The organism is Bacillus cereus group sp. BfR-BA-01524 (genome assembly GCF_022662595.1).
Lineage (GTDB): Bacteria > Bacillota > Bacilli > Bacillales > Bacillaceae_G > Bacillus_A > Bacillus_A thuringiensis_S.
The window spans coordinates 44,860-66,398 of the sequence record NZ_JAKUDW010000021.1 but is presented as its reverse complement, the minus strand read 5'-3'; the positions used below and the strand labels follow the sequence as shown (position 1 = coordinate 66,398).

Here is a 21,539-nt window from a genome sequence, read left to right as displayed (position 1 = left end):
CAATATTGAATGTCCAGTTAAAGGTTGTTACGAGAGAAAATTGGGAAGAGGCATTAAAGTTACAAGTTAAAGAAGATCAAAGAAAATTTGTCCCCGCTGTAGCAGTTTCACTTGCTAAAGTATATATAAAACCAGATGGTGACAATGTAGAGTACATACCATTTGCTATATACGATGGTGAGCTTATGGTTGGTTTTGTTATGCATGCTGTTGTAATAGAGACATCGGATATGTATTGGATTAACGGATTTATTATTGATCAATCGCAGCAAGGTAATGGTTATGGAAAAGCAGCATTACAAGAAAGTATTAATATAATAAAAAATACTTTTAAATCGTGTAAAGAAATAAGATTAACCGTACATAAAGATAATCTCTCTGCAAAGAAATTATATGAACGATATGGTTTCATATCATTAGGACAGGAGTATGATGGTGAGCAAGTGTATCGTTTATTTGTTTAACTATTATGAAGTAAAGGCGTGAAATTTGAACAAGTATAGATTGAATGACTAGGAGGAATATCAATTGAAAAGTAAATTCCATTATATTGTACGAGCAGTCATGATAAAGGATGAAAAATTATTAGTTGCTGAATATATCGGCCATCATTATTTTTTACCTGGTGGCCATGTTGAAATTGGAGAATCAGCAGAGAATGCATTAAAAAGAGAATTAAGAGAAGAACTTGGAGCAAACTGCAGTATAAAACGATTTTTAGGAGTTATAGAACATCAATGGCAAGATAAAGAAGTGCTTCATCATGAAATTAATCACATTTTTGAAGTAGAGTCACAAGATTTACATACGGACTTAACACCGAAATCTAGCGAGTCTCATTTAGCATTTCACTGGATAGATTATAATAAAGAAGCCTTAAATCATTATGAAATCATGCCAATGCCTTTAGTAAAGGAATTACTAGAAAGAAAGTTAAATGATGAACTACTAAATTGTTGGATTAGTAATTTTTAAATTACTTTATTTATAGTAAATACGTCCATCGAATGAATATAAAGAAAATAGGCTAAAAAACAAGGTACATCACCTAGTGTAAGTTCATATTTTGTTGATGTACGCATTTAGTCTATAGTCTTGTTTCTACTTTGTTTAAAAGAATTTATTAACTTTAATATTTGGACGGAATTTACATTTATAAATGGAGGGTTTCATAATGAATCAGTTTCAACATGAACTACAAACATTAAACCTTAATGATTATCAAACTGGTAATGTTGTGTATTGGGATCAACAACAAAGTCAATATCCATACTACTACATTCAAGACGATGCACGTCGTTGCGGCGGATGCGGAGGGTGTGGTGGACGCTGTGGCGGTTGTGGTGGTGGTAGATGTGGCGGTTGTGGTGGACGTTGCGTAGGTTGCGCTGGCTGTTTTGGTTGCTTTAATTGCTGGAACTGGTGGGTTATTTAAGTATAGAAAATCCAAGTTATTTTATATGAAAGAAAGGTGTAAATACTGTTTATACTTTTCTTTCATTTTGTAATTTTGTATTAGTGTTAAGGGGGATTTATTTGTATACATACGAAAAGTTGATTTCTTGGGTAGAGAATATAAAAGAAAAAAATTATAGTTCTGCTACAGCTCTTTGTATTATAAAAGATAATAAAATCGTACTAGAGCATTATAGTGGTTATCACTCAAATACATCTACAACCAAGAGAGTAACAGCATCTTCACAATTTAACGTTGCTTCTGCTCGAAAAAGTTATTTAGGATTAATGATAGCGTATGCGCTTTACGAGGGGAAAATAAATTCTATCGATGATGAAGCGATAAAATATTTTAAAGACTTTGATCCTGTATTGCTTGGTAAAACGACGATAAGACATTTAGTAACACATTCGCACGGATTAGAAGAAACGAATGACGGGACAATTTTTCGTGAATTTGAACCGGGACAATCATGGGCGTATAGAGATATTAATGTAAGAATGATGACACGTCTTATTTATCAGCTATATAACAAAAGTTTTCCTGAATTGTTAAAGGAGCGTGTGTTTAAACCTGCTAATTTTCAAGAAACAGGTTGGAGAGTTCAGCGAGATGAAAATTTAGTTGACGTTGTTAATAATCCAAATGAAGACGCAATTAGTGAAATTGGTACGGTAGATGACGGTACTGAAAAAAATTTATTTGTCTCAGCTAGAGAATTTGCGCAGTGGGGTAATCTTCATTTAAATCAAGGTATGATAGATGATAAACAAATCGTTCCAAAAGAAGTTATAAAAATCGCTACGAGTTTGCAGAGCCCAACATTTATAAACAAAGAGCTACCACAAAATGGGGTGTTTTGGTTCATCCAAAATGAGCCTGCACAATTAAGCGAACTTGGTGAACGTATTCCAAAAGGATCGTATCAAATATTAGGGATTACTGGACCGACTATTTTAGTAATACCTGAATATAATGTAGTTGTTGCAAAAATGTATAATAAAAGATATAACTACGGTGGTGATAATTACTTATATTATTTACGTGAATTTAGTAATTTAGTCGCTGATACATTTAGTAACGGTAATAGGGCATAATTACTCCTATAACAAAAAGGAGTGATTGAAAGTGAAAGATAAAGTGAACAAAAATAAAAAGCAAAATATAAAAGATGTAAATACAGAACAAAATGCAATTTATAGCGATCCTAAAGATGCAGCTAATATGCAAACTGTACCGCAGCCGAAAGATTTTGATGAAATCGAATATTAATTTTTCATCCGACTATATGATGAATAAAAAATACGTCTTAAGTCTCATCACATATAAGAAATTATTTGATAACATATATACATAAGCATTTGAAAATGTCTTATCTTAACAAAGCTTTCTTTAGAAATATCTGATATAACCTGCAAAAGGCACTTCTTTATGAAGTGTCTTTTTGTGTATATGAACTTAATTACCATTTTCCGTACAGTATCTTGCAATTTATGATGGATATACTAACTGTGAAAATTCATGTCAAGATAAAAGAAGGGGACAGTTAGTATGAAACAAACTTCTATAAATCCGTTACTAATTGTTCTAGGTACAATCATTGTTCAAATTGGCCTTGGAACAATTTATACATGGAGTTTATTTAATCAACCCCTTGTAAGTAAGTTTGGATGGAATCTTAATTCAGTAGCGATAACTTTCTCCATAACAAGTTTTTCTTTATCATTCTCAACTTTATTTGCAGCAAAGTTGCAGAAAAAATTAGGACTGCGGAAACTTATTGCTACTGCAGGAATTGTTTTAGGACTCGGCTTAATACTTAGTTCACAAGTTTCTTCCTTACCACTATTATATTTATTAGCTGGTGTCGTTGTTGGTTATGCGGATGGAACAGCTTATATTACATCACTATCTAATTTAATTAAATGGTTTCCAAATCGGAAAGGGCTTATTTCAGGTATATCTGTATCAGCGTATGGAATGGGCAGCTTAATCTTTAGATATATAAACGGAAATCTTATCGATAACCTTGGTGTATCACAAGCATTCTTATATTGGGGTATTATCGTGTTACTTTTAGTATTAATCGGATCGTTCTTCTTACGTGAGGCAATTGTAAGTAATGCTGTAACTGAAACATTACACAATGACTATACTCCGCGTGAAATGATGCGAACGAAACAAGTATATCTGCTATTTTTTATGTTATTCACCTCGTGTATGGGTGGTTTGTATTTAATAAGTATGGTAAAAGATATCGGCGTACAACTCGTTGGACTTAGCGCAGCAACTGCTGCAAACGCCGTTGCTATGATTGCAATCTTTAATACAGTAGGTAGAATCATTCTTGGGACGTTATCAGATAAAATCGGCCGAATGAAAATTGTCTCTGCAACATTTATTATTATAGGATTGTCAGTCTTTACTTTAAGTTTTATTCCGCTAAATTACGGAATCTATTTTGCTTGTGTAGCAAGTGTCGCCTTTTGCTTCGGCGGTAATATAACTATATTCCCAGCTATTGTCGGAGATTTCTTTGGATTAAAAAACCATAGTACAAATTACGGGATTGTCTACCAAGGTTTCGGATTTGGTGCGCTTGCAGGATCATTCATTGGAGCGATACTTGGAGGATTTCAACCAACTTTCATTATAATTGGTGTTTTAAGTATTATTTCCTTCATTATTTCAATATTAATCCGTCCACCAACTGCAGAGAAGACAAAGGAACTAAAACATCTACATCGGAAAGTGGCGTAATACTAAAAAGAGTCCTAATATAGGGCTCTTTTTAGTACAAAACATTTTTTGTGTAGAGAGAATAGAGTTATTTAATTTAAAATGAAATGAGTAGCAGATACTTAGAATATTCATATTGTTTTATAAAGGAACTAACATGTTGCTAAAAACATTTAGAAAATTACAGTTAACCAACTTTGTGATGGAACGTGCACTTCATTCATAGACCATTATTTTCTTATAAGTTTACAATGAAAGTAGTTGGCTTTTATTGATTACAACCATAATTTCTTCTGTTGTGGCATTCGCTACAACAAATATTGATGACATTTTTATACTACTTGTTTTATTTTCACAAGTAAGAACAGAAGTAATTAGGAATGAAGGAAGAGCTGTCCGCGAAAAAGCTACGAGAAAAAAACTTTATATTGTTATTGGACAATATTTAGGATTTAGTATGATTATTTTTCTAAGTATCATTGGGTCTTTAAGCTCTTTTTTTATTCCTGTTTCGTGGATTGGGTTATTAGGATTAGTGCCAATTTATATGGGGGTTAAAGGACTATTGTCACTTCGTTCTTATAAAAGTAATGAAGTTATCGATAACGTTACTGTTTCATTATTTAAAGTAGCTTCAATTACATTAGCTAATGGAGCTGACAATATTTCGATTTATATACCAATGTTTGCTAGTCAAACACTTGAAACAAATATCGTTACATTAGTTATCTTTTTTTCCATGATAGCGATATGGTGTTTTATTAGCTACAAATTGATAAAAGCTCCTATACTAGCTAAAGTACTTGAGGAAAACTGTCATATTATTGTTCCAATTGTTCTAATTGGTTTAGGAATGTTCATTCTTTTTCGTAGTGGTACAATTGGACTATTCTCCTAAGGTGTTGAAATAACGGAAGTTTTCATAAAAAAGAATTGAACAACTTTAATATTTTTTTGAGCAATTACATTCATTGAGATTAATTAGATTCTACACAACGTATATAAGTCTTATTACAGATGAAATGTAGTAGGGCTTTTTTTATTTTAGTGAAATGAAACAATTGTATTAGTGATCTACGACTATTATTTAAACAGGACATTAGAATTATGAAGTTGAATAGCTATCGTAAAAGGAGTGTGATACTTAAAATGAAAATAGTACAGCAGTGGGTACAAGAAGATAGTGATTACATAAGAGAGAAAGTAATTGAATACAATCAAAAATATCTCGCAGATGAAGAAAAAACACCTTCAGAAAAGGTTAGTTTCATAGTAAGAGATGAAAAAGAAGAAATCGTAGGCGGGGTAACAGCGATAACTTTTTGGCACCATATACACGTTGACTTTCTATGGGTTTCTGAAGAATATAGGAATGAAGGTTACGGAACCAAGTTAATAAAACTTATTGAAGAATTTGCAATTGAAAAAGAGTGCAGGTTAATCAATTTAGATACTTTTAGTTTTCAGGCACCTGATTTTTATAAGAAGCATGGATATAAAGTAATCGGAGTAAGTGAAGATCATCCGAAAGGACACAATCGATACTATTTAGAAAAAAGGTTATAAAGTATATAGAATTCAAAAATGAATCAATTAGAGCATAAAGAGCGTACATTGAATAATCAATTTCAAAATACGCTCTTTTTTATTTTGTAATGAAGGACTATCGATTATTAACTTTGCTAAGAGCAGATAAATGAAATACTCAATTAACTTTTTTATATTTTAAAACGAATAAATGGTAGAATGTAACAAAGATAGAAAATTCCCATTATTAGAGGTGGACTTAGATGAAAAAAGTAAATGTTACATATGCACTTTTATACGATAAAACAAACGAAAAGATCTTAATGGTAAAAAACAAAGGGGAAAATGGTTCTTATTATACATTACCAGGTGGCGCAGTTAAATTAGGAGAAACGTTAGAAGAAGCAGTAATTCGAGAAGTAAAAGAAGAAACAGGGTTACATATAAATGTAAACGGGATTTGTTCTATCAGCGAAGCCTTTTTTGAGGAAAGAGATCATCATGCAATTTTCTTTAATTTTCTAGGTGAAATAATTGGCGGAGAGACATATATATCAAGGCCAAAAGAAATTGAAGAGATCACTTGGATGGAATTACATATAGCAGCTCCATATTTACGCATACCAGAACATTTACTAGATTTATTACAAAGGAAAGAAACAGTACCGTACTTTTTTAACGGAACAATCGTTCATCAATCTTCATAAAAATATTATCTCATGTAAGGTGGGGAAAACATGGAGTTCATCGTTAATCACAAACAATTTACTCAAGCACTTTCAGAAGTTAACAAAGCGATATCAACAAAATCTTTAATTCCTATATTATCTGGTATAAAAATAACTGCAGATCAATCTGGAATTACTTTAATTGCAAGTAACTCGAATATTTTTATCGAAAAATTCATTCCTGTTTCAATTGAAGACGAAAAGATTGCAACTATTATAAAGGCAGGAACTATTGTTGTACCTGCAAAGTATTTCATTGAAATAATAAAGAAAATGCCAAGTGATATAGCAATAAAAAGTAAGAATGAGCAATTAATTACGATACAATCAGAAGAAATCACATTAAGTTTAAATGGATTTCCTGCAGATGAGTTTCCGAATGTACCGCTTATAGACAATCATGCAGAAATCAAAGTAGAGACAGAGCAATTGATTGAAGTATTTAAACAAACAGTCTTTGCGGTAGCGAAAAATGAATCTAGACCTGTTCTTACTGGGGTGCATATAGAGTTATCTAATAATAAGTTAATTTGTGCTGCAACTGACTCACATAGACTAGCGATACGTGAAACATTGCTTTCCTCAGATGTAAAAGCAAATTGTATTGTACCAAGCGCAACCATTAGTGAACTTCTAAAATTAATGAACAGCAATTCGGAATTCGTATATATCTACCTTTCAGAGAGTCATATTATATTTACGCTCGGAACAACTACATTATATTCAAGACTAATTGAAGGGAAATATCCTAATATTTCCAACCTTATTCCAAATGACTTTAAAACGATTATTAACATAGATAGAAAAAAGATATTACAAGGTGTAGACCGATCAAGTTTATTAGCAAGTGAATGGGCCAATAACAATGTTAACTTAGAAATCATAAACGAATCTACAATTAAAATTTCTTCAAACGCTTCTCAAATTGGGCAAATATCCGAAACGCAACAAATAGATGCGATTCAAGGCGAAAAACAATTAAATATATCTTTCGATGGGCGTTTTATGGTTGATGCTTTAAGAGCAATAAAAGAAGAAACGATTACTTTAAGCTTTGGCGGTTCTATGAGACCGATATTGATTGAAGCAGGAGAGCAATCTGCAGCAGTACATCTTATATCACCAGTAAGAGCTTATTAGGGATAGAGGAAGGGATTACATTATGTACAAGCAGACTTTTGTTTTATGAAATCATAAATTAATACATTATAAGAATGATGTATTAGTATAGCAAACAGTTTACTAATTCCTACATAATATAATTCATAGACAAAGCAGCAATGGTAATCTGAAATACAAAGCAAAATAATAATAACCTAAATATAAAAGCCATAGATTAATCGATATGGGGTGAGTACGATGAAGAAAATAATTGTTTTACTCATTGGTATAGTTTTAATTATTTTTGCTTTTTATCAATACAACAAAAAAGACTATGTAGCTAAAAGTGCTAACTTGTATGTAGAAGACTTTAAAGGGGCAAATGATTCAATAAAAATACAATCTGCTATTAATAAAGCAGCGTCTAGTAAAATAAAAACCGTATTGCTTGATGATAAAAAGTATAAAATCACGTCACCAATCACTGTTAAAAAAGGTGTGAAATTATTATTTGGTTATGGATCACAATTTGTGGTTGAGGGAAACTTTAGAGTTCTAGAACTAGAGAAAAACGCATCCATTGAAGGAGCGTATATAGCTATTGACGATCCTAAATTTAACTCTGAAGTTATTTATTTAGACGGTAAAAATAAGTATTATAACACTTGGAACAAAACACAAATAAAAGATATAAATATTATCAATTGGACGGAAACGAATAAAGGTACCGGAATTTCTTTATACTCCGCTGGAAAAGAAAATGAAATTTCGTTTGTTAACTTCGAAAACATTAAAATTGTAGGAATGGAAACCGGACTAAAATTAGTAGCAAAAAAACCGAGCACCGGACAAGCTTGGATAAATGCCAATCGTTTTATGAACTTTTCTTTAGAAGACTGTGTAAATATGATTTATATGGATAGTCAAGTAACTACGCCAAATGAAATTAGTGGGAATCAATTTACAAATCTTCAAATACAGCCTTCAAATAAAACAAAAAGCATTATACAGGTAAGTGGGCAGCATAATGAATTTCATGGGATGGTATGGGATTTAAATAAAATAAAACATGAAAACGAACTCATTGAACTGACTGATAAGAGTATGAATACAGTGGTTGAAATGTCCAGTGTACCAGCAAATAGAGTTTTAGATAGTGGGAAATCCAATATAATAAAGTAATATTTTTATTTATGAATTCACTTCTAAAAGCAGATAGAAATAAAAATTTTAGACAGGAGATTCAATATGTGGAAAACAAATATTATCAAGACTACTAGAGGAAAATTTGAGTATTTTGTGAAGGGAGAAGGTCCGCCTTTATGCGTTACACATATGTATAGTGAATATAACAATAATGGAAATACTTTTGCAAACCCATTCACTGATTTTTATAGCGTATATTTAGTTAATTTAAAGGGTTGTGGGAATTCAGATTTAGCAAATAGCGATTCCGAATTTAGTATGACGGAAACGGTTAAAGATTTAGAAGCGATTCGCGAAGCTTTATATATTAATAAGTGGGGATTTGCTGGTCATTCAACAGGAGGGATGTTAGCTCTTGTATATGCGACTGAAGCACAAGAAAATTTAACGAAAATAATTGTTGGTGGCGCAGCGGCGAGTATGGAATATGCATCCCATAAAGATAGTATATACTGTAGTAAAAATGAAAATTTTAATAGAATCGTATCAATTATGAATAAATTAAATGATGATAGTATATTACAAGAAGAAAGAAAAGCATTGAGTAGAGAGTGGGCACTTATGTCATTTTATTCTGAAGAAAAGCTTGAAGAGGCATTAAAATTGCCGAATAGCGGAAAGACAGTTGGCAATCGGTTAAATTATTTTAGACAAGTTGAATATAAAGATTATGATGTTCGTCAGAAACTTAAATTCGTAAAAATCCCAAGTTTTATATACTGTGGTAAGCATGATACGCAATGTCCCTACATATTTTCTCGTGAAATAGCAAATTTAATTCCGAACGCAGCATTAACTAAATTTGAAGAAAGTAATCATAATCCATTCGTTGAAGAAATAGACAAGTTTAATCAGTTTGTAAACGATACATTATAATCAATAAGTAAAAAGCGAATCTTCTATATAAGACAGATTCGCTTTTTACTATAATTAGACTTTTCGCCACCAAGCATACCTAGGATAGTCTGTAGATTTAAACGTAATAGATTCGCCAATTTGAGGCGTTGTAATTTTAACTCCTAAACGGTTAGCTTCTTTCGTAACACGTTCTATCGGGTCACTCCATTCGTGTAATGCTAACGTAAAAGCACCCCAATGAATTGGAAGAAGTAATTCTCCTTTAACATCAATATGAGCTTGTACCGTTTCTTCAGGCAACATATGAATCGCAGACCACCTCGGATCATATTGCCCGCATTCCATTAATGTAAGATCGAATGGACCGTATTTATCACCAATTCCCTTAAAGTGAGGGGCATAACCGCTATCACCACTAAAGAAAATTTTAGTCTCTTGACCAAGAATAAGCCATGAACACCATAATGAACGATCTCTATCTGTCATACCACGTCCAGAGAAATGCCTTGCAGGTGCACATACTAACTTAATATTATCAAACGTAATTTCGTCCCACCAATTATGCTCACTAATTTTACTAGGCGAAACACCCCATTTAATAAGATATTGTGCAACTCCAGTTGGAACATAAAAGTGCTTTGCGCGATCTTTTAACTGCATAATACTTTTGTAATTCAAATGATCATAGTGATTATGAGAAATGATAATCGCATCAATTTCTTGAAGGTCATCACGTTCTAAAGAAAAAGCACCACTATAGCGTTTACTATTAAACAAAGGAAATGGGGAAGAGGCATCTCCAAACATAGGGTCTAATAACAGTTTTTTACCTTCTATTTTCAAAAGAGAAGCAGAATGGCCAAACCATGTAACACTCTCTAACGATTCATTATCTTTATTTGATAAAACGATAGGCAAATCCTTTATAGGACGCAGCTTTGATTTTATTTTAAAGTAATCCGTCATTAAACTTATAATATCTTTCGGTTTAAAACTCATATCAGTATGAATTTGATTTGTATATTTCTTATTCATTCGTTCTCCTTTTTACGATTAACAATTTACGTATGTTGTTATTGTAGCTATTTGTAGTTTAAACTATATTATTTTACCTTTCATCTAAAATGCCTTGTATTTCATAAATTCGTCAAATTCATTATTTGTATCTATAAAGTACAAATCGCACAGCAGCAGCTAAGACAAATATTAAGTACATGTAAATTGTTTTTATTTAGTAAATTCCTTCTTATACGAAACAAAGAACATACGTTCCGTTGTATGTTATAGAAGAAAATATGTCTCTAATAAAAGAAAGAAAGAAAGGAGAGGATGTAAGTGCACATAGAGCGAAAAAAGAAATCAAAATGTAAACTATCAAAATCTGAAATCATGCATTTGTATACTGAAGGGAAGAGCACCTTAGAAATCGCTATGCTTGCTAATGTGTCTGCAAGGTATATTCGTATGGTTTTATCAGACAATAACGTACCAAGGCGCGCTATAGGGAGTTGGAAGAGAAAGTATGACATAACAGAAGATTATTTTAAAACGTGGTCAAACAATATGGCTTATATTTTAGGGTTTATAGCAGCAGATGGTGTTATACAGAAAGAAAATCAATGTGTCAGTATATCTCAAAAAGAAAGTTATATTTTAGAAGATATAAAAAAAGAACTAAAAACAAACCAGCCACTTTATCAAAACAAAAAAACAGGCGTATATATGCTAAATATTAATAGCAAAACAATAAAAGACGACCTTATGAACATACACGGAATTATGCCATGTAAATCATTTAACATCGAATTTCCTTTTGTACCAGAAGAATATTTGCATCATTTTGTTCGTGGGTATTTTGATGGGGATGGTCATGTTAACTCTCACAAATACTTTGTTAGTTTTGTTGGAGGATCATATAATTTTATGAATTCTTTTAAAGATATCCTTGAGAATAATAAATTCCAATTAAGTTTTGTTGACAAAGAAAAACACTATCGTATTTACCTAAGTGGTAAAAATAATGTTATTAAATTTTCACGGTGGATTTATAAAGATAAAGGTTTGCATTTAAAGCGTAAATATAATATTTTTCAAGAAAAAGAATAATTGTAATGATAATCAAATAATTCACAAACAAGTTCAATTATAAAATTAAAATTCACGATGAATTATTAATTGAAATCAAAGTAATTGCTAAAGCAAACAAATTATAAATATAGTTTAGTCAAATTCAAAGCAACTTGTTTAAATTTAATAATTAAACAAGTTGCTTTTTATTATGTTTTATTAATGGTTATTTACACTAATCCAGCATCAACGAACTATTCACTAATAAATAAAGAAAAGGGAAGTATACCAAATCAAACCAACTTATAATAAGTTTATTATTTTTTTCTAGTAGACATAATATATATTATAGGCAGTTATAGAAACAAAGCAATATCAGGTATCAAAACCCAAGTAAACTATACTTAATGAGACGAAACGGAGATTTTTAGTGAGATTCACAAGAAATCTTATCTAAACAAATTTCTTCAGTTTTTATCGTTTTTATTTGTTATAAATTCATCACAGCAAATCTTAATCAATAATCACTTAAGATTTAACGAATTAAAAACATTTTTGATTGGTAAGAAATTTTTATACAGAAAAATTATTTCTATACAAAATATAAATTAGTAATTTTATTTTATGTTTTACTTAATGAATTTATTGCTATTTGCACATGTTTTACAACTTTACATTATTTGTTGTTATTTCTGTTATTTAGGCTTGACTTTCATTACACATTGTTTTTTATTCTAGTTAACATAACGCTTATTTTTAACATAAAAAAATCCTCCTCACCTTCAGGAAGATTTTTTGTTTGCTATTATTTTATTTATATCTTCTAGTAACAATCCCAATTGTAAATGACATTGGAAAAATCTAGATTTAACAAATCTTCCTTACGTATAAAGAAATTAGCAACCCCAGAATCGCCCCACATAATATTTAATGAATCGTCTGTATCGATTTGCAGCAATAATATGTCATGTTGCTGGTATTTTTCTTCCCATTCTCTCGGATCTGTCTGTGTGAAAAATGGATAACCACCAATTTTATGTCCTTGATCTTTACATAAATCATCATACAGTTCGCCTAATTCTGTATTATTTTCTTCATCAACAATTTCTTCCCAATCAATGTTATCACTAAAAATCATTTCAAATCGATAATCTCTTGGTGTTACTGGTTGATATGCCAACTCAAACTTTAGTTTTGCTGCTTCGGGTATGATAAAATTCTCTAAATCTAAAGTGTTTAAATAACTAAAATCAGTAATCACCTTAGTTAAATCCGCTGTGATTGTAGAATGATAAACAATTCGAAAGTCTTTTTGGACTGTTGGATGATCAAAATTTGCTCCAAAAAGATCTTCTTCAGCACTTATGAAAAACTGTAACATTCCATGTTGAGGCATATGTTCAATGTTTGGTATTTCTTCAAGGTTTAACTGCGCAAGTAGCATCATAGGTTGTCCGTTTGAGTCTTTAGGATACTCTTGATCTATAGGTAAATACGGATATCCACCAAACTTACTTTCAAAAAGCGTTGTCTCCTCTGCTAATGTTCCAGACACTTTAACATACGGTTTCACACTTTCTTCTAAAATACTACGATACTGTTCTAGTTCTTTCGGAATTTGAAGTTGATAAGTATTCTTCACTACATTTGCCTCCCTTTAGTAATGAATTGAAAATGCCTAACTTAATTATATAGTAAGCGATAGCTTAATTGAAAATCGTTAAAAATCCATTTTCACCCTCATTTTTTGCGCGCTTGGTGGACAAAGTAGATTATGTTCTAATACCTTTTTATTAATAGTTCGAATTAAATCCGCTGCTTCTGCAGTATTTGTATTTTCTTTTAGCTTTTCTTTTAAATCGTCAATTTCTTTTGAAAGCTCAATCCACTTAGGTAAAACATGATTATTTGCTAAAGTTCTATAAAGTTGCTTTTCAGGATTGTAAGAAAGATCTTTATCAAGATTAAGAGGTTTCCCTTTACCAGGTAAATTATCAAAAGCTCCTTTCTGTTCTGCTTGTTTAACGATAGAACTAATATGATCCTCATACGTATAGGACCAAACTTTCTCATCTTTTACTAAAATCTCTTGTTTTTTTAGTTTTTTATCGAGTTCTTCCTGCTTCATAGATTTTCTCTCCTTTTTATTTTAAAGTGTGGTTTTTATCTATTTCAAAGCTTTCAATCCATCAAACAACTTTTTTCACCCTCACATGCTATCATGAGCGTCTTGAAACTCTTCATAAGTGGTTTTGTACCCTTTATCTTTTAAAGCTCTATACAAGTGATTATTGGCCGTTAAAAGAGGTTTATTTTCAAGTTGTCCTGCTACCATATAAAAGTGAAGTTGAGTTGCATTAGAATTTATAGATGAAATTTGATTTTCAATCCAAGGAATATCGTTTTCAAAAGTTAGTTCTTCTAGCTGATTAACATGATCTACAGCAATACATGGCGGTATTCCATTTTCGTAAATTAAATAATTGAGTGTTTTTGCGATTGAAGATTACTTAATGCATGGATTTTTATTAAAGACAATGAAATGTTCTTGAAGATGTGAAGTTTGAGAATAATTATGAGGTAGATCAAGATGTTTTGCCCTTGCTGCAATGTGGCAGTAAGGATATTTAATTTTGATAGAATGATATAAGAGCCTTGCTACACTTTTGTAATAAGACTCTTTAAATGAGTTATTTACTAGAATAATTGTCTATTGCTTGAATAGAAAGTTCCAACGATTTTATTCTTCTTTCTAAAAGCGTTCTTTGAGGACTCCCAAGCTTTGACTTAACGTAAATCTTTTCAATTGATGGAAGCAAACCAATTAGAACATTACGAGCTTCTGCTAAATCTTCCTGAGTATAATGATGAGTTTCTTGCTTCCAAACACTTTCTAACATAGCTAAGCCGATACTAGCTGCTTTGAGTCTTTTTTTCACTAAAGTAGTATTTGATCCTTTTTGAGTCATCTGTGATAAGGTATTTTCAAGTTTACTAATTGTTGACTGTAAAGATTTTATTGATTCTACTTTATCTATATTTGATACGTTTTTCATGTTAATGTTATCCCTTCTACGTTGCTAACTTGTTTTGTTTAATGTTCAATGAAATCCTTAAAAGTTTGATTTCACTCGAAAAATTTTAACATAAATAACTAACTGTATTCGAGTTGGACAATAACTTAAAGCAAAACAGCTATTCCTCTCTCCTCCCCTGTAGCATTCTATTATATGTACTTCTTTCTTCTCATTAGAATTCCTATATAAACTAGTTGTTAATATTGAATGTTTTATGAACAAAAAAACGTACAAGTAATGTAACCTGTACGTTTTCGCTTTTATTCAGTAAGGTAATAAAGTAATAGCTTCCTGGTCTTCTCATAACTTATGAAATCTCTATACAAAATGGGATAATTCACAATTTCTGTTTCTAGAAAACGATATTGCGGAAACCACTCAAAAAACGATTTTCTTAACCACTTTATTTGTTGAAACGTAATGTTCTGTTCGTTTCCATTTAGTACAGAATTTAAAGTAGCTGCTGTATGCATCCAATAATGATTAAAATCAGCGTTTATACAATCATCTTCGGTAAATTTACTTTTTAAGTCTCGCTGCAATTTTGCTGTAGCACGATAAGGAAACGGTTTATGCAGTGGACTATGCATTTTCTGCAATTCTTTAAAAATAATTTGTTTTCCTAACTTCAACTTTCTCCTCCTTTATTTCTCTATCCAATTTAATAAGTTTTCATAATGATATTGAGCATCTATATACCCAAGATTATATAGATTAACGAGCTTTTCCTTATTTCTTTCTATTCCGCTTATAGGAAGCTGTACACTTGGTTGAATTACATAAAAATTATCTTTTTGTTCTTCTCGATTCATATAAGATATCGTCTCATTATAAAAACGATAATGGTCTACTAAATTCTCTGCGATTTTCGGATATTTTCTATATAAAATTTTAGCCAGGCCTGAAAATTTATTTCGCTGCTTCTCATATCCTTCTGGCTTTGTCATAATGACAACGTTCTTTTCATAACCATCCTTTTGGGCTTTCAAAACTGGTATAGGGTCTATAATCCCTCCATCTAATAATTTTCGATTATTATATTCTACAGCAGGTGCTATAAACGGTACAGAGCTTGAGGCGCGAATGATTTTTAAAATATCATTTCCGTGTGCTGCTTTATTATAATAAATGGCTTGTCCTGATTCGCAATCAGTCGTCCCTATGACAAACTGTTCATTACATTTTAAGAAAGTTTGAAAATCAAATGGTACAATTTTATTAGGTACTTCATCAAATAAAAAATCCATTCCGAATAATTCGCGTTTTCGAATCAAATTTCGATAAGATATATAACGGTGATCTGCTACTAGCTCTGTATTTACTTTCTTATTTCTCCCTTTTTGACGTGATAAATAAGTTGCTCCCATACAGGCTCCAGCTGATACGCCGACTACATACGGAAAGAATAAGTTCTTTTCCATGAAATATTCGAGTACACCTGCAGTATATAAACCTTTCATTCCTCCGCCTTCTAATACTAAACCTATATTCTTCATGCTATATCCCTCTGCTTCTTTTTTCTTAATTTCATATTAGCACAAGATTTTAAGATGAGGTTATATAAACTAATTACAACAATAACCAGAAACTACTAAAGTAATGTCATAATATCTTTGTGAGTAACATGTTACAATATAAGTAATTCATTCCACATATATTAAAGGAGGAATTTAATATGGGTTTATTTAGCGGTATTTTAGGAAATGCATCAAATACGAGTTCTGAAAGTGTAGAACGTGATTTAGAGAAGATTATGCTAGACGATGAAAAAGTAGAGCATGCTTATAAATTAATTCGTGATCTAATCGTATTTACAAATCGTCGTCTTATTTTAGTAGATAAACAAGGAGTAACTGGCAAAAAAACAGAATACCATTCTATTCCTTATAAAAGCATTACACAATATAGCATCGAAACGGCTGGGCATTTTGATTTAGATGCAGAACTTAAAATTTGGGTCTCTAGTATGGAGGATCCAATTACGAAAGAATTTAAAGGTGACGATAGTATTTTAAGCATTCAAAAAGCGTTAGTAACCTTTACGACAAAGTAGTGGTTTTTGTATTTTTATTCATTTTTAAAATTACTAATCCGAGTATTTTGGAAGAACATACATTATTTTTGTATATTTAATCTAAAATAACATAAAAAGGTAAAGCGTATTTTATATGCTTTACCTTTCTTTTTTGTAATAAATAAGTGTAGTTTCATCATTTAATTTCTTTATAACTTCTGTTCTTTTATACTCCATCTTTTCATACAAAAAACAATTTTTCTCTTCTTCTAAAATAGTAGCAAGTTCCCAGCTCGTTGCTTCAGGAAACATTTCCTCAATTAATGTAAGTACCTTTTGGGCAATTCCTTTTCCTTGATAACTCGGGTGAATAAACATTGGACTGATCCAAAATTTAGAGGGTGTTTCTTTTTGTGAAATGCATATCGCTCCAACAAGATTCATTACCACTATTATTTTATAGAAGCCACCGTCTACATGATTTATTCTACAAATAGTTTTTTCGATAGTTTCATTTGCTGGATTTGTTTCATAGTCTTTATATTTATGTAATAAAGGGCTAAATGAGTCTATTTGCATTTGAAATATAACTTCTGCATCACTTTCTGTCGCCTTCTCTAATATAATATCCATGTTACCAATTAAGTCGCTTTCTTAACGAGGTAATATGAGCGGTATGATGACGACCATGCCATGCGTATAGTCCTATTGCAACAGCAAGTTTTGTTTCACCAGTTTCAGGATGGTTAAATGTTTTTTCTAAATCTTCAATTTCTAGAGAATATAAAAGGTTAACCCATCTTTTATGTAATGAATCTAGCATTACTAGTGAAACATCTACCGGTAATTTTGAATCGGGTAACTCTGCCCACTTCTCTTCTTTATACGGCTTAATAGTTGGATTCTTTTCTGTCAGTGCTAATTTAAAGCGTATGTAGCTATTCATATGGCTATCAACAACGTGATGAACTACTTGACGTACAGTCCACCCTCCAACGCGATATGGTGTATCTAACTGCTTCTGATCTAAATCTTTAATTGCCTTTGTTAGTTCATGAGGTAAATCTTCAATTTCTTGAATCCATGTATCAATCATTTCTTCAGTTATAGGACGTTTGTATGTAAATTGGCCAATTGGATAACGTAAATCATTCATGAATAAGTCCTCCTTATTATAAGCGTGAAGTATTTCTCCAAATATAATGTACAAACTTCACATGTTCTCCATTTAATTCTACAGAAGTTGTATCTGATTCGTTTTGATAAGAAGAAAATCCGCTTTTTTCTAGTACAATTTTTGATGCGAGATTATTAGTAGTTGTTTTAGCATGAACCCCATTAATTTCATTATTTTTCGCTACGTCTAAAATTAATTTTACGGCTGCTGTAGCAACTCCTTTTTTAGTAAATTTTTCTCCGACCCGATACCCTAGAGAACTAATTCGAGTTTCTGTATCTATATCTACTAAATTTATTCGTCCTACAATTTCTTTTTCTTCATTACGAATTAAATAAAAATAAGAATCTCCATCCGCCTGTTCTATTAATAAATCGTCTAGTAGTTTTTGGAAATATTCAAATTCAAAATATTTCGAGCCACGATTTGGTACCATTGTTTCAAAAAAAGATTTATTCGTAAGTTCAAACGTAAATAAATCCTTAGCATCTTGTTTCTTTAGTTGCTCTATGTATATTTCCATCCCGTATTCTCCTTCTTGATTTACTAACTGTTATACATTCTTTTTTAATCAATTATATTCCTGCTATTACTTTCGATTAAGTAATACAGATAGTAGCACTTTCGGATGAAAAAGATGAAATGGACTACGAATCAAATTCATCACTCGTACTAACCGAATATAAACATCAGAATTACTTGCGGATAGTCGATATATTTGTTTCGTATACCATAGCTGAAATTTTTGTTTTGTAGTTAATTCTCTCTTTAACTGCGGGTGACGTGATATTTCCGTTGTTGTCATATCCCATGGGGTTTCTATTATATTAGCTGCCTTTTTATAAAATTGTTGTGTAAATGTTTTATCAAGTTGTTTTCTACCTTGCAGAAGTAATTGCAATTGGTGAGCCTCCATAGCAGCAACTGATACACCTTGGCCGAAAACGGGATCAAAACGACATTGCGCATCTCCAACAACTAATAATCCTTCTGGTACATTATTCACTAAATCAAATCGCCGGCGTACTTGATAAGGAATTTTGTATGTCTTTATATCAGTAATTCCCTCAGCCTTGTTTAGGAAATCTGTAACATTAGAAATTGATAGGTTTTCAGCAAAATCATAAAACTCATCATCTGTTTGTGGTGCTTTCTCGTTTGCGTATCCACTGAAAGTAACAAAATAACGATTATCTTCTATCGTTTGAATAAGAACGCCATAAGGGTTATCAGGGAAACTCGGAGACATTAACATATTACAACAGTCTAACTCCTCATTTTCTTTAAGTTTGAACATTTTCGTTGCGTAAAATAAATCAATACGAACTTTCTCTTCTTGTACTTCAATTCCGTATTCTCGTAACCACTCTATACTTTTTGAGCCAAATCCACTCGCATCAACAACAAGATCTGCATGGACTTCTTCTTGTGTATCAGTCTCTAAATATTTAACTTTTACTCCACACACTTTGTTAAGCTTTTCATCTATCAATAACCCTTTAACCAATGTTTCATATTTAATAGTAATATTTGAAATTTGATGTATTCGTTTTTGAATATGCCATTCTAGCAAAGGACGACTTTGTTGAATCATATGTACTTCCCCTATGAACGGTTGTTTCCATAGACCGAATTGATGCCATTTCAAATCACGTGTAAAGTTGTTTATAATACTGCCCGCTTCTATTAATTCATGCGTAATAGTAGGAAACAATTCTTCAATTGCTTTTTCTCCACCTTTTAATAACACGTGAGGATGATTACTTTGTGGCACTCTTTTTCTTGAAGCTTTTCCATCCCATTTTTCACCGACTTCTAAAATGATTACTTCTTTAAAAGAAGTTGATAATGCTTTTGCTGCAAACTTTCCTGCCATACTTCCACCAATAACGATAGCCTTATTAAACATGTTTTCCCCCTTAATAAAAAGAGATCCTGCCTTGTATGAATGAAACAGGATCTTAAACTAATTAACTTCTTTTTCATTATACTTAAAATACATCAGTAAATTGCAACGTTAAAATTAAAATACCTAATCCCCATACGTAATACGCGAATACTTTTAAGGAGTGGCGTTTTAAATATTGAATCATCCATGAAACGGCTATGTATCCAAAAAACGATGCTGATAACGTTCCGACAATTAAAGATGTACTAGAAATAGATTCTGCTTTCCCTTGAAAAACGTCTACAAATTGCAAAATGATAGCTCCGGCGATTGCTGGTGTCGAAAGTAAAAAAGAAAAGTAAGCAGCTGTTTCACGGTCTAATTTTCTCCATAATGCAGCGACAATTGTCATTCCAGAACGGGAAATGGCTGGAAAAATAGCAGCCGCTTGAAATGAACCGATAATTAATGCGTCTTTATATGTTATGTCATCCATTTTTTTACGACCATTCTTTTGTTTATCTGCCATGTAGAGAAAGAATCCGGTCACTAAAAACTCCCAACCGATTGTGATTCCTGTTTTTGAAATATCTTCAAAGAAGTCTTTAAACAATAAACCAATTACAACTGCGGGTATTGTCCCAACGATAAGTAATAACATGAGCTTTGAAAATGGGTTTTTAATTAAATATATAAATTCTTTTTTGTAATAAATAAACACTGCAAGTAAAGTCCCAATATGCAACATCGTATCTAAAAATAAGCCTGCTTCATCTAATTGAAATAAATGTCTTCCTAAATAAAGATGTCCGGTACTACTGATTGGTAAAAATTCTGTTAAACCTTGAATTATACCTAATATGAAAGCTTCTAACCAATTCATGATGGTCTCCTTTCTCTTTTGCTTGTACCAATATATGAGGGTTAAATTTTCGATATGAAAAAAACTATATTTCTCTATGAATTTACTTTTAATTTATGGATATATATGTAAAGAGAATTAAGGAGGGTTATTATGTGGACGCACACAAAATTCGGTAATGTATTACTTTGGATGGGCCCTATCCTTGTATTTTTAGGACTATGTATGACAAATGTTATTTCAGATATTCCTTTCTTTGAGGGAAAACATAAAACGCTTGGTATTGTACTTATATTTATAGGGATATTCTGTTTTATTGTGGCTAATCATTTAAAAAAAGGAGAAAGATATGAAGAATAAATCTAAATAAAAAACAATCCTGGCATATTAGCTAGGATTGTTTTTTATTAATGTTGATTATTTGTAGAATACTTTATCAACGTTATATTTCGCTTTGTATTCATTAATGATATATGTTTCGTAAATTTCTCTTTCTGTTGGATCTTCTACGATACATGCATCAATGCGGTATACTTCATCACGGTGATTTTTAATTGGTGATACATTATCTTCAAAATGCTTCTTAATACGTTGTCTAATTTTACGAGCTTTACCTACGAAAAGTAGTTCGTCATTAATATTGTAAAACATAAAAATGCCGCCTTTATCTCTAGGGAACAAGTGGAAATCGATAAATCCATTAATTGGAGTAATGATTGGCTCGTCTCCTTTAATAACTTGTTTACGTTCAGTAATTGTAACATCAACTTCAGGGATACTAATTTTAATCAAGTTCATTCACGTCCTCTTTTATTATAAAGATAAATAATAGCATACAT

Annotated in this window: 26 protein-coding genes and 1 pseudogene; 15 read left to right on the top strand and 12 right to left on the bottom strand. The window is 31.4% G+C overall.

Annotation, left to right across the window (positions count from 1 at the left end; translation table 11 throughout):
- Nucleotides 1-5 precede the first annotated feature (5 nt).
- From MR170_RS10055 to MR170_RS10000, 12 genes are all read left to right on the top strand, one after another.
- Nucleotides 6-464, top strand: a complete 459-nt coding sequence (locus MR170_RS10055) for a GNAT family N-acetyltransferase (RefSeq protein WP_050843829.1) — start codon at nt 6-8, stop codon at nt 462-464.
- Nucleotides 465-528: 64 nt separating this feature from the next.
- A complete protein-coding gene (locus tag MR170_RS10050) occupies nt 529-975 on the top strand; it encodes an NUDIX domain-containing protein (protein WP_029442475.1) in 447 nt (148 codons plus the stop codon).
- Nucleotides 976-1,174: 199 nt separating this feature from the next.
- Entirely contained in the window at nt 1,175-1,435 is a 261-nt protein-coding gene (locus MR170_RS10045) for a heterocycloanthracin/sonorensin family bacteriocin (RefSeq protein WP_001071343.1), read from the top strand.
- A 101-nt stretch (nt 1,436-1,536) separates the two neighbouring features.
- Nucleotides 1,537-2,553, top strand: a complete 1,017-nt coding sequence (locus MR170_RS10040) for a serine hydrolase domain-containing protein (protein WP_224980330.1) — start codon at nt 1,537-1,539, stop codon at nt 2,551-2,553.
- Between the two features lie 31 nt (nt 2,554-2,584).
- Nucleotides 2,585-2,728, top strand: coding sequence for a hypothetical protein (locus MR170_RS10035; protein WP_000653680.1), 144 nt, complete (start codon nt 2,585-2,587; stop codon nt 2,726-2,728).
- Between the two features lie 279 nt (nt 2,729-3,007).
- Nucleotides 3,008-4,216: an L-lactate MFS transporter gene (locus MR170_RS10030; protein WP_029442476.1), complete on the top strand. Its 1,209-nt coding sequence runs from the start codon at nt 3,008-3,010 to the stop codon at nt 4,214-4,216.
- Nucleotides 4,217-4,466: 250 nt separating this feature from the next.
- Nucleotides 4,467-5,093, top strand: a complete 627-nt coding sequence (locus MR170_RS10025) for a cadmium resistance transporter (protein ID WP_029442477.1) — start codon at nt 4,467-4,469, stop codon at nt 5,091-5,093.
- A 251-nt stretch (nt 5,094-5,344) separates the two neighbouring features.
- Nucleotides 5,345-5,761 carry a GNAT family N-acetyltransferase gene (locus MR170_RS10020; RefSeq protein ID WP_029442478.1) on the top strand — a complete coding sequence of 139 codons (417 nt, stop codon included), beginning with the start codon at nt 5,345-5,347 and terminating at the stop codon, nt 5,759-5,761.
- 224 nt (nt 5,762-5,985) lie between these two features.
- Nucleotides 5,986-6,429: an NUDIX hydrolase gene (locus MR170_RS10015; protein WP_029442479.1), complete on the top strand. Its 444-nt coding sequence runs from the start codon at nt 5,986-5,988 to the stop codon at nt 6,427-6,429.
- Nucleotides 6,430-6,459: 30 nt separating this feature from the next.
- Nucleotides 6,460-7,590, top strand: coding sequence for a DNA polymerase III subunit beta (gene dnaN / locus MR170_RS10010; protein ID WP_029442480.1), 1,131 nt, complete (start codon nt 6,460-6,462; stop codon nt 7,588-7,590).
- Between the two features lie 219 nt (nt 7,591-7,809).
- Nucleotides 7,810-8,733, top strand: coding sequence for a hypothetical protein (locus MR170_RS10005; RefSeq protein WP_242308180.1), 924 nt, complete (start codon nt 7,810-7,812; stop codon nt 8,731-8,733).
- A gap of 66 nt (nt 8,734-8,799) precedes the next feature.
- The gene (locus MR170_RS10000; protein WP_242308178.1) at nt 8,800-9,633 is read left to right on the top strand and encodes an alpha/beta fold hydrolase; all 834 of its coding nucleotides are present in this window, start codon (nt 8,800-8,802) and stop codon (nt 9,631-9,633) included.
- Nucleotides 9,634-9,687: 54 nt separating this feature from the next.
- Here MR170_RS10000 and MR170_RS09995 read toward each other — a convergent pair whose 3' ends face one another.
- Entirely contained in the window at nt 9,688-10,650 is a 963-nt protein-coding gene (locus MR170_RS09995; protein ID WP_242308176.1) for an MBL fold metallo-hydrolase, read from the bottom strand.
- A 300-nt stretch (nt 10,651-10,950) separates the two neighbouring features.
- Between MR170_RS09995 and MR170_RS09990 the strand changes: the two genes are divergently transcribed.
- Nucleotides 10,951-11,721 (top strand): LAGLIDADG family homing endonuclease, encoded by a 771-nt coding sequence (locus MR170_RS09990; protein WP_242308173.1) that lies wholly within the window; start codon nt 10,951-10,953, stop codon nt 11,719-11,721.
- A gap of 784 nt (nt 11,722-12,505) precedes the next feature.
- Here MR170_RS09990 and MR170_RS09985 read toward each other — a convergent pair.
- The 5 genes and pseudogenes from MR170_RS09985 to MR170_RS09960 form a co-directional block, all read right to left on the bottom strand.
- Nucleotides 12,506-13,324: a YwqG family protein gene (locus tag MR170_RS09985; protein ID WP_242308170.1), complete on the bottom strand. Its 819-nt coding sequence runs from the start codon at nt 13,322-13,324 to the stop codon at nt 12,506-12,508.
- A 78-nt stretch (nt 13,325-13,402) separates the two neighbouring features.
- Nucleotides 13,403-14,284: pseudogene (locus MR170_RS32690) on the bottom strand (DnaJ family domain-containing protein); the annotation flags it as partial.
- Between the two features lie 88 nt (nt 14,285-14,372).
- Nucleotides 14,373-14,738: a hypothetical protein gene (locus MR170_RS09970; protein WP_242308165.1), complete on the bottom strand. Its 366-nt coding sequence runs from the start codon at nt 14,736-14,738 to the stop codon at nt 14,373-14,375.
- A 281-nt stretch (nt 14,739-15,019) separates the two neighbouring features.
- On the bottom strand, nt 15,020-15,391 hold the full coding sequence (locus MR170_RS09965) for a YxiJ-like family protein (protein ID WP_029442484.1): 372 nt from the start codon (nt 15,389-15,391) through the stop codon (nt 15,020-15,022).
- A gap of 12 nt (nt 15,392-15,403) precedes the next feature.
- A complete protein-coding gene (locus tag MR170_RS09960) occupies nt 15,404-16,255 on the bottom strand; it encodes a patatin-like phospholipase family protein (RefSeq protein ID WP_242308163.1) in 852 nt (283 codons plus the stop codon).
- Nucleotides 16,256-16,434: 179 nt separating this feature from the next.
- Here MR170_RS09960 and MR170_RS09955 point away from each other — a divergent pair, with 179 nt between their 5' ends.
- On the top strand, nt 16,435-16,812 hold the full coding sequence (locus MR170_RS09955) for a PH domain-containing protein (protein WP_000522472.1): 378 nt from the start codon (nt 16,435-16,437) through the stop codon (nt 16,810-16,812).
- A gap of 120 nt (nt 16,813-16,932) precedes the next feature.
- Here MR170_RS09955 and MR170_RS09950 read toward each other — a convergent pair whose 3' ends face one another.
- The 5 genes from MR170_RS09950 to MR170_RS09930 all read right to left on the bottom strand — a co-directional run bounded on the left by MR170_RS09950 (nt 16,933) and on the right by MR170_RS09930 (nt 20,721).
- The gene (locus MR170_RS09950; RefSeq protein WP_242308161.1) at nt 16,933-17,406 is read right to left on the bottom strand and encodes a GNAT family N-acetyltransferase; all 474 of its coding nucleotides are present in this window, start codon (nt 17,404-17,406) and stop codon (nt 16,933-16,935) included.
- A 1-nt stretch (nt 17,407) separates the two neighbouring features.
- Nucleotides 17,408-17,929, bottom strand: coding sequence for a YfiT family bacillithiol transferase (locus MR170_RS09945; RefSeq protein ID WP_000999062.1), 522 nt, complete (start codon nt 17,927-17,929; stop codon nt 17,408-17,410).
- A gap of 16 nt (nt 17,930-17,945) precedes the next feature.
- Nucleotides 17,946-18,473 (bottom strand): GNAT family N-acetyltransferase, encoded by a 528-nt coding sequence (locus MR170_RS09940; protein WP_016081374.1) that lies wholly within the window; start codon nt 18,471-18,473, stop codon nt 17,946-17,948.
- Between the two features lie 66 nt (nt 18,474-18,539).
- On the bottom strand, nt 18,540-19,859 hold the full coding sequence (locus MR170_RS09935; protein ID WP_242308159.1) for an FAD-dependent oxidoreductase: 1,320 nt from the start codon (nt 19,857-19,859) through the stop codon (nt 18,540-18,542).
- Between the two features lie 82 nt (nt 19,860-19,941).
- The gene (locus MR170_RS09930; RefSeq protein ID WP_016081372.1) at nt 19,942-20,721 is read right to left on the bottom strand and encodes an undecaprenyl-diphosphate phosphatase; all 780 of its coding nucleotides are present in this window, start codon (nt 20,719-20,721) and stop codon (nt 19,942-19,944) included.
- A 132-nt stretch (nt 20,722-20,853) separates the two neighbouring features.
- On the opposite strand from MR170_RS09930, the gene MR170_RS09925 reads away from it, so the two are divergent.
- Nucleotides 20,854-21,060: a hypothetical protein gene (locus tag MR170_RS09925; RefSeq protein WP_242308157.1), complete on the top strand. Its 207-nt coding sequence runs from the start codon at nt 20,854-20,856 to the stop codon at nt 21,058-21,060.
- Between the two features lie 57 nt (nt 21,061-21,117).
- Here the strand turns inward: MR170_RS09925 and MR170_RS09920 are convergent, their stop codons facing one another.
- A complete protein-coding gene (locus MR170_RS09920; RefSeq protein ID WP_001048947.1) occupies nt 21,118-21,498 on the bottom strand; it encodes a nucleotide excision repair endonuclease in 381 nt (126 codons plus the stop codon).
- Between the last annotated feature and the right edge of the window lie 41 nt (nt 21,499-21,539).

What these genes read in the sequence shown, in the direction of transcription:
- MR170_RS10045 (WP_001071343.1), top strand. Translation starts at nt 1,175, where the DNA reads ATGAATCAGTTTCAACATGAACTACAAACATTAAACCTTAATGATTAT.
- MR170_RS10030 (WP_029442476.1), top strand. Translation starts at nt 3,008, where the DNA reads ATGAAACAAACTTCTATAAATCCGTTACTAATTGTTCTAGGTACAATC.
- MR170_RS10020 (WP_029442478.1), top strand. Translation starts at nt 5,345, where the DNA reads ATGAAAATAGTACAGCAGTGGGTACAAGAAGATAGTGATTACATAAGA.
- MR170_RS10015 (WP_029442479.1), top strand. Translation starts at nt 5,986, where the DNA reads ATGAAAAAAGTAAATGTTACATATGCACTTTTATACGATAAAACAAAC.
- dnaN (WP_029442480.1), top strand. Translation starts at nt 6,460, where the DNA reads ATGGAGTTCATCGTTAATCACAAACAATTTACTCAAGCACTTTCAGAA.
- MR170_RS10005 (WP_242308180.1), top strand. Translation starts at nt 7,810, where the DNA reads ATGAAGAAAATAATTGTTTTACTCATTGGTATAGTTTTAATTATTTTT.
- MR170_RS10000 (WP_242308178.1), top strand. Translation starts at nt 8,800, where the DNA reads ATGTGGAAAACAAATATTATCAAGACTACTAGAGGAAAATTTGAGTAT.
- MR170_RS09995 (WP_242308176.1), bottom strand. Translation starts at nt 10,650, where the DNA reads ATGAATAAGAAATATACAAATCAAATTCATACTGATATGAGTTTTAAA.
- MR170_RS09970 (WP_242308165.1), bottom strand. Translation starts at nt 14,738, where the DNA reads ATGAAAAACGTATCAAATATAGATAAAGTAGAATCAATAAAATCTTTA.
- MR170_RS09960 (WP_242308163.1), bottom strand. Translation starts at nt 16,255, where the DNA reads ATGAAGAATATAGGTTTAGTATTAGAAGGCGGAGGAATGAAAGGTTTA.
- MR170_RS09955 (WP_000522472.1), top strand. Translation starts at nt 16,435, where the DNA reads ATGGGTTTATTTAGCGGTATTTTAGGAAATGCATCAAATACGAGTTCT.
- MR170_RS09950 (WP_242308161.1), bottom strand. Translation starts at nt 17,406, where the DNA reads ATGGATATTATATTAGAGAAGGCGACAGAAAGTGATGCAGAAGTTATA.
- MR170_RS09945 (WP_000999062.1), bottom strand. Translation starts at nt 17,929, where the DNA reads ATGAATGATTTACGTTATCCAATTGGCCAATTTACATACAAACGTCCT.
- MR170_RS09940 (WP_016081374.1), bottom strand. Translation starts at nt 18,473, where the DNA reads ATGGAAATATACATAGAGCAACTAAAGAAACAAGATGCTAAGGATTTA.
- MR170_RS09935 (WP_242308159.1), bottom strand. Translation starts at nt 19,859, where the DNA reads ATGTTTAATAAGGCTATCGTTATTGGTGGAAGTATGGCAGGAAAGTTT.
- MR170_RS09930 (WP_016081372.1), bottom strand. Translation starts at nt 20,721, where the DNA reads ATGAATTGGTTAGAAGCTTTCATATTAGGTATAATTCAAGGTTTAACA.
- MR170_RS09925 (WP_242308157.1), top strand. Translation starts at nt 20,854, where the DNA reads ATGTGGACGCACACAAAATTCGGTAATGTATTACTTTGGATGGGCCCT.
- MR170_RS09920 (WP_001048947.1), bottom strand. Translation starts at nt 21,498, where the DNA reads ATGAACTTGATTAAAATTAGTATCCCTGAAGTTGATGTTACAATTACT.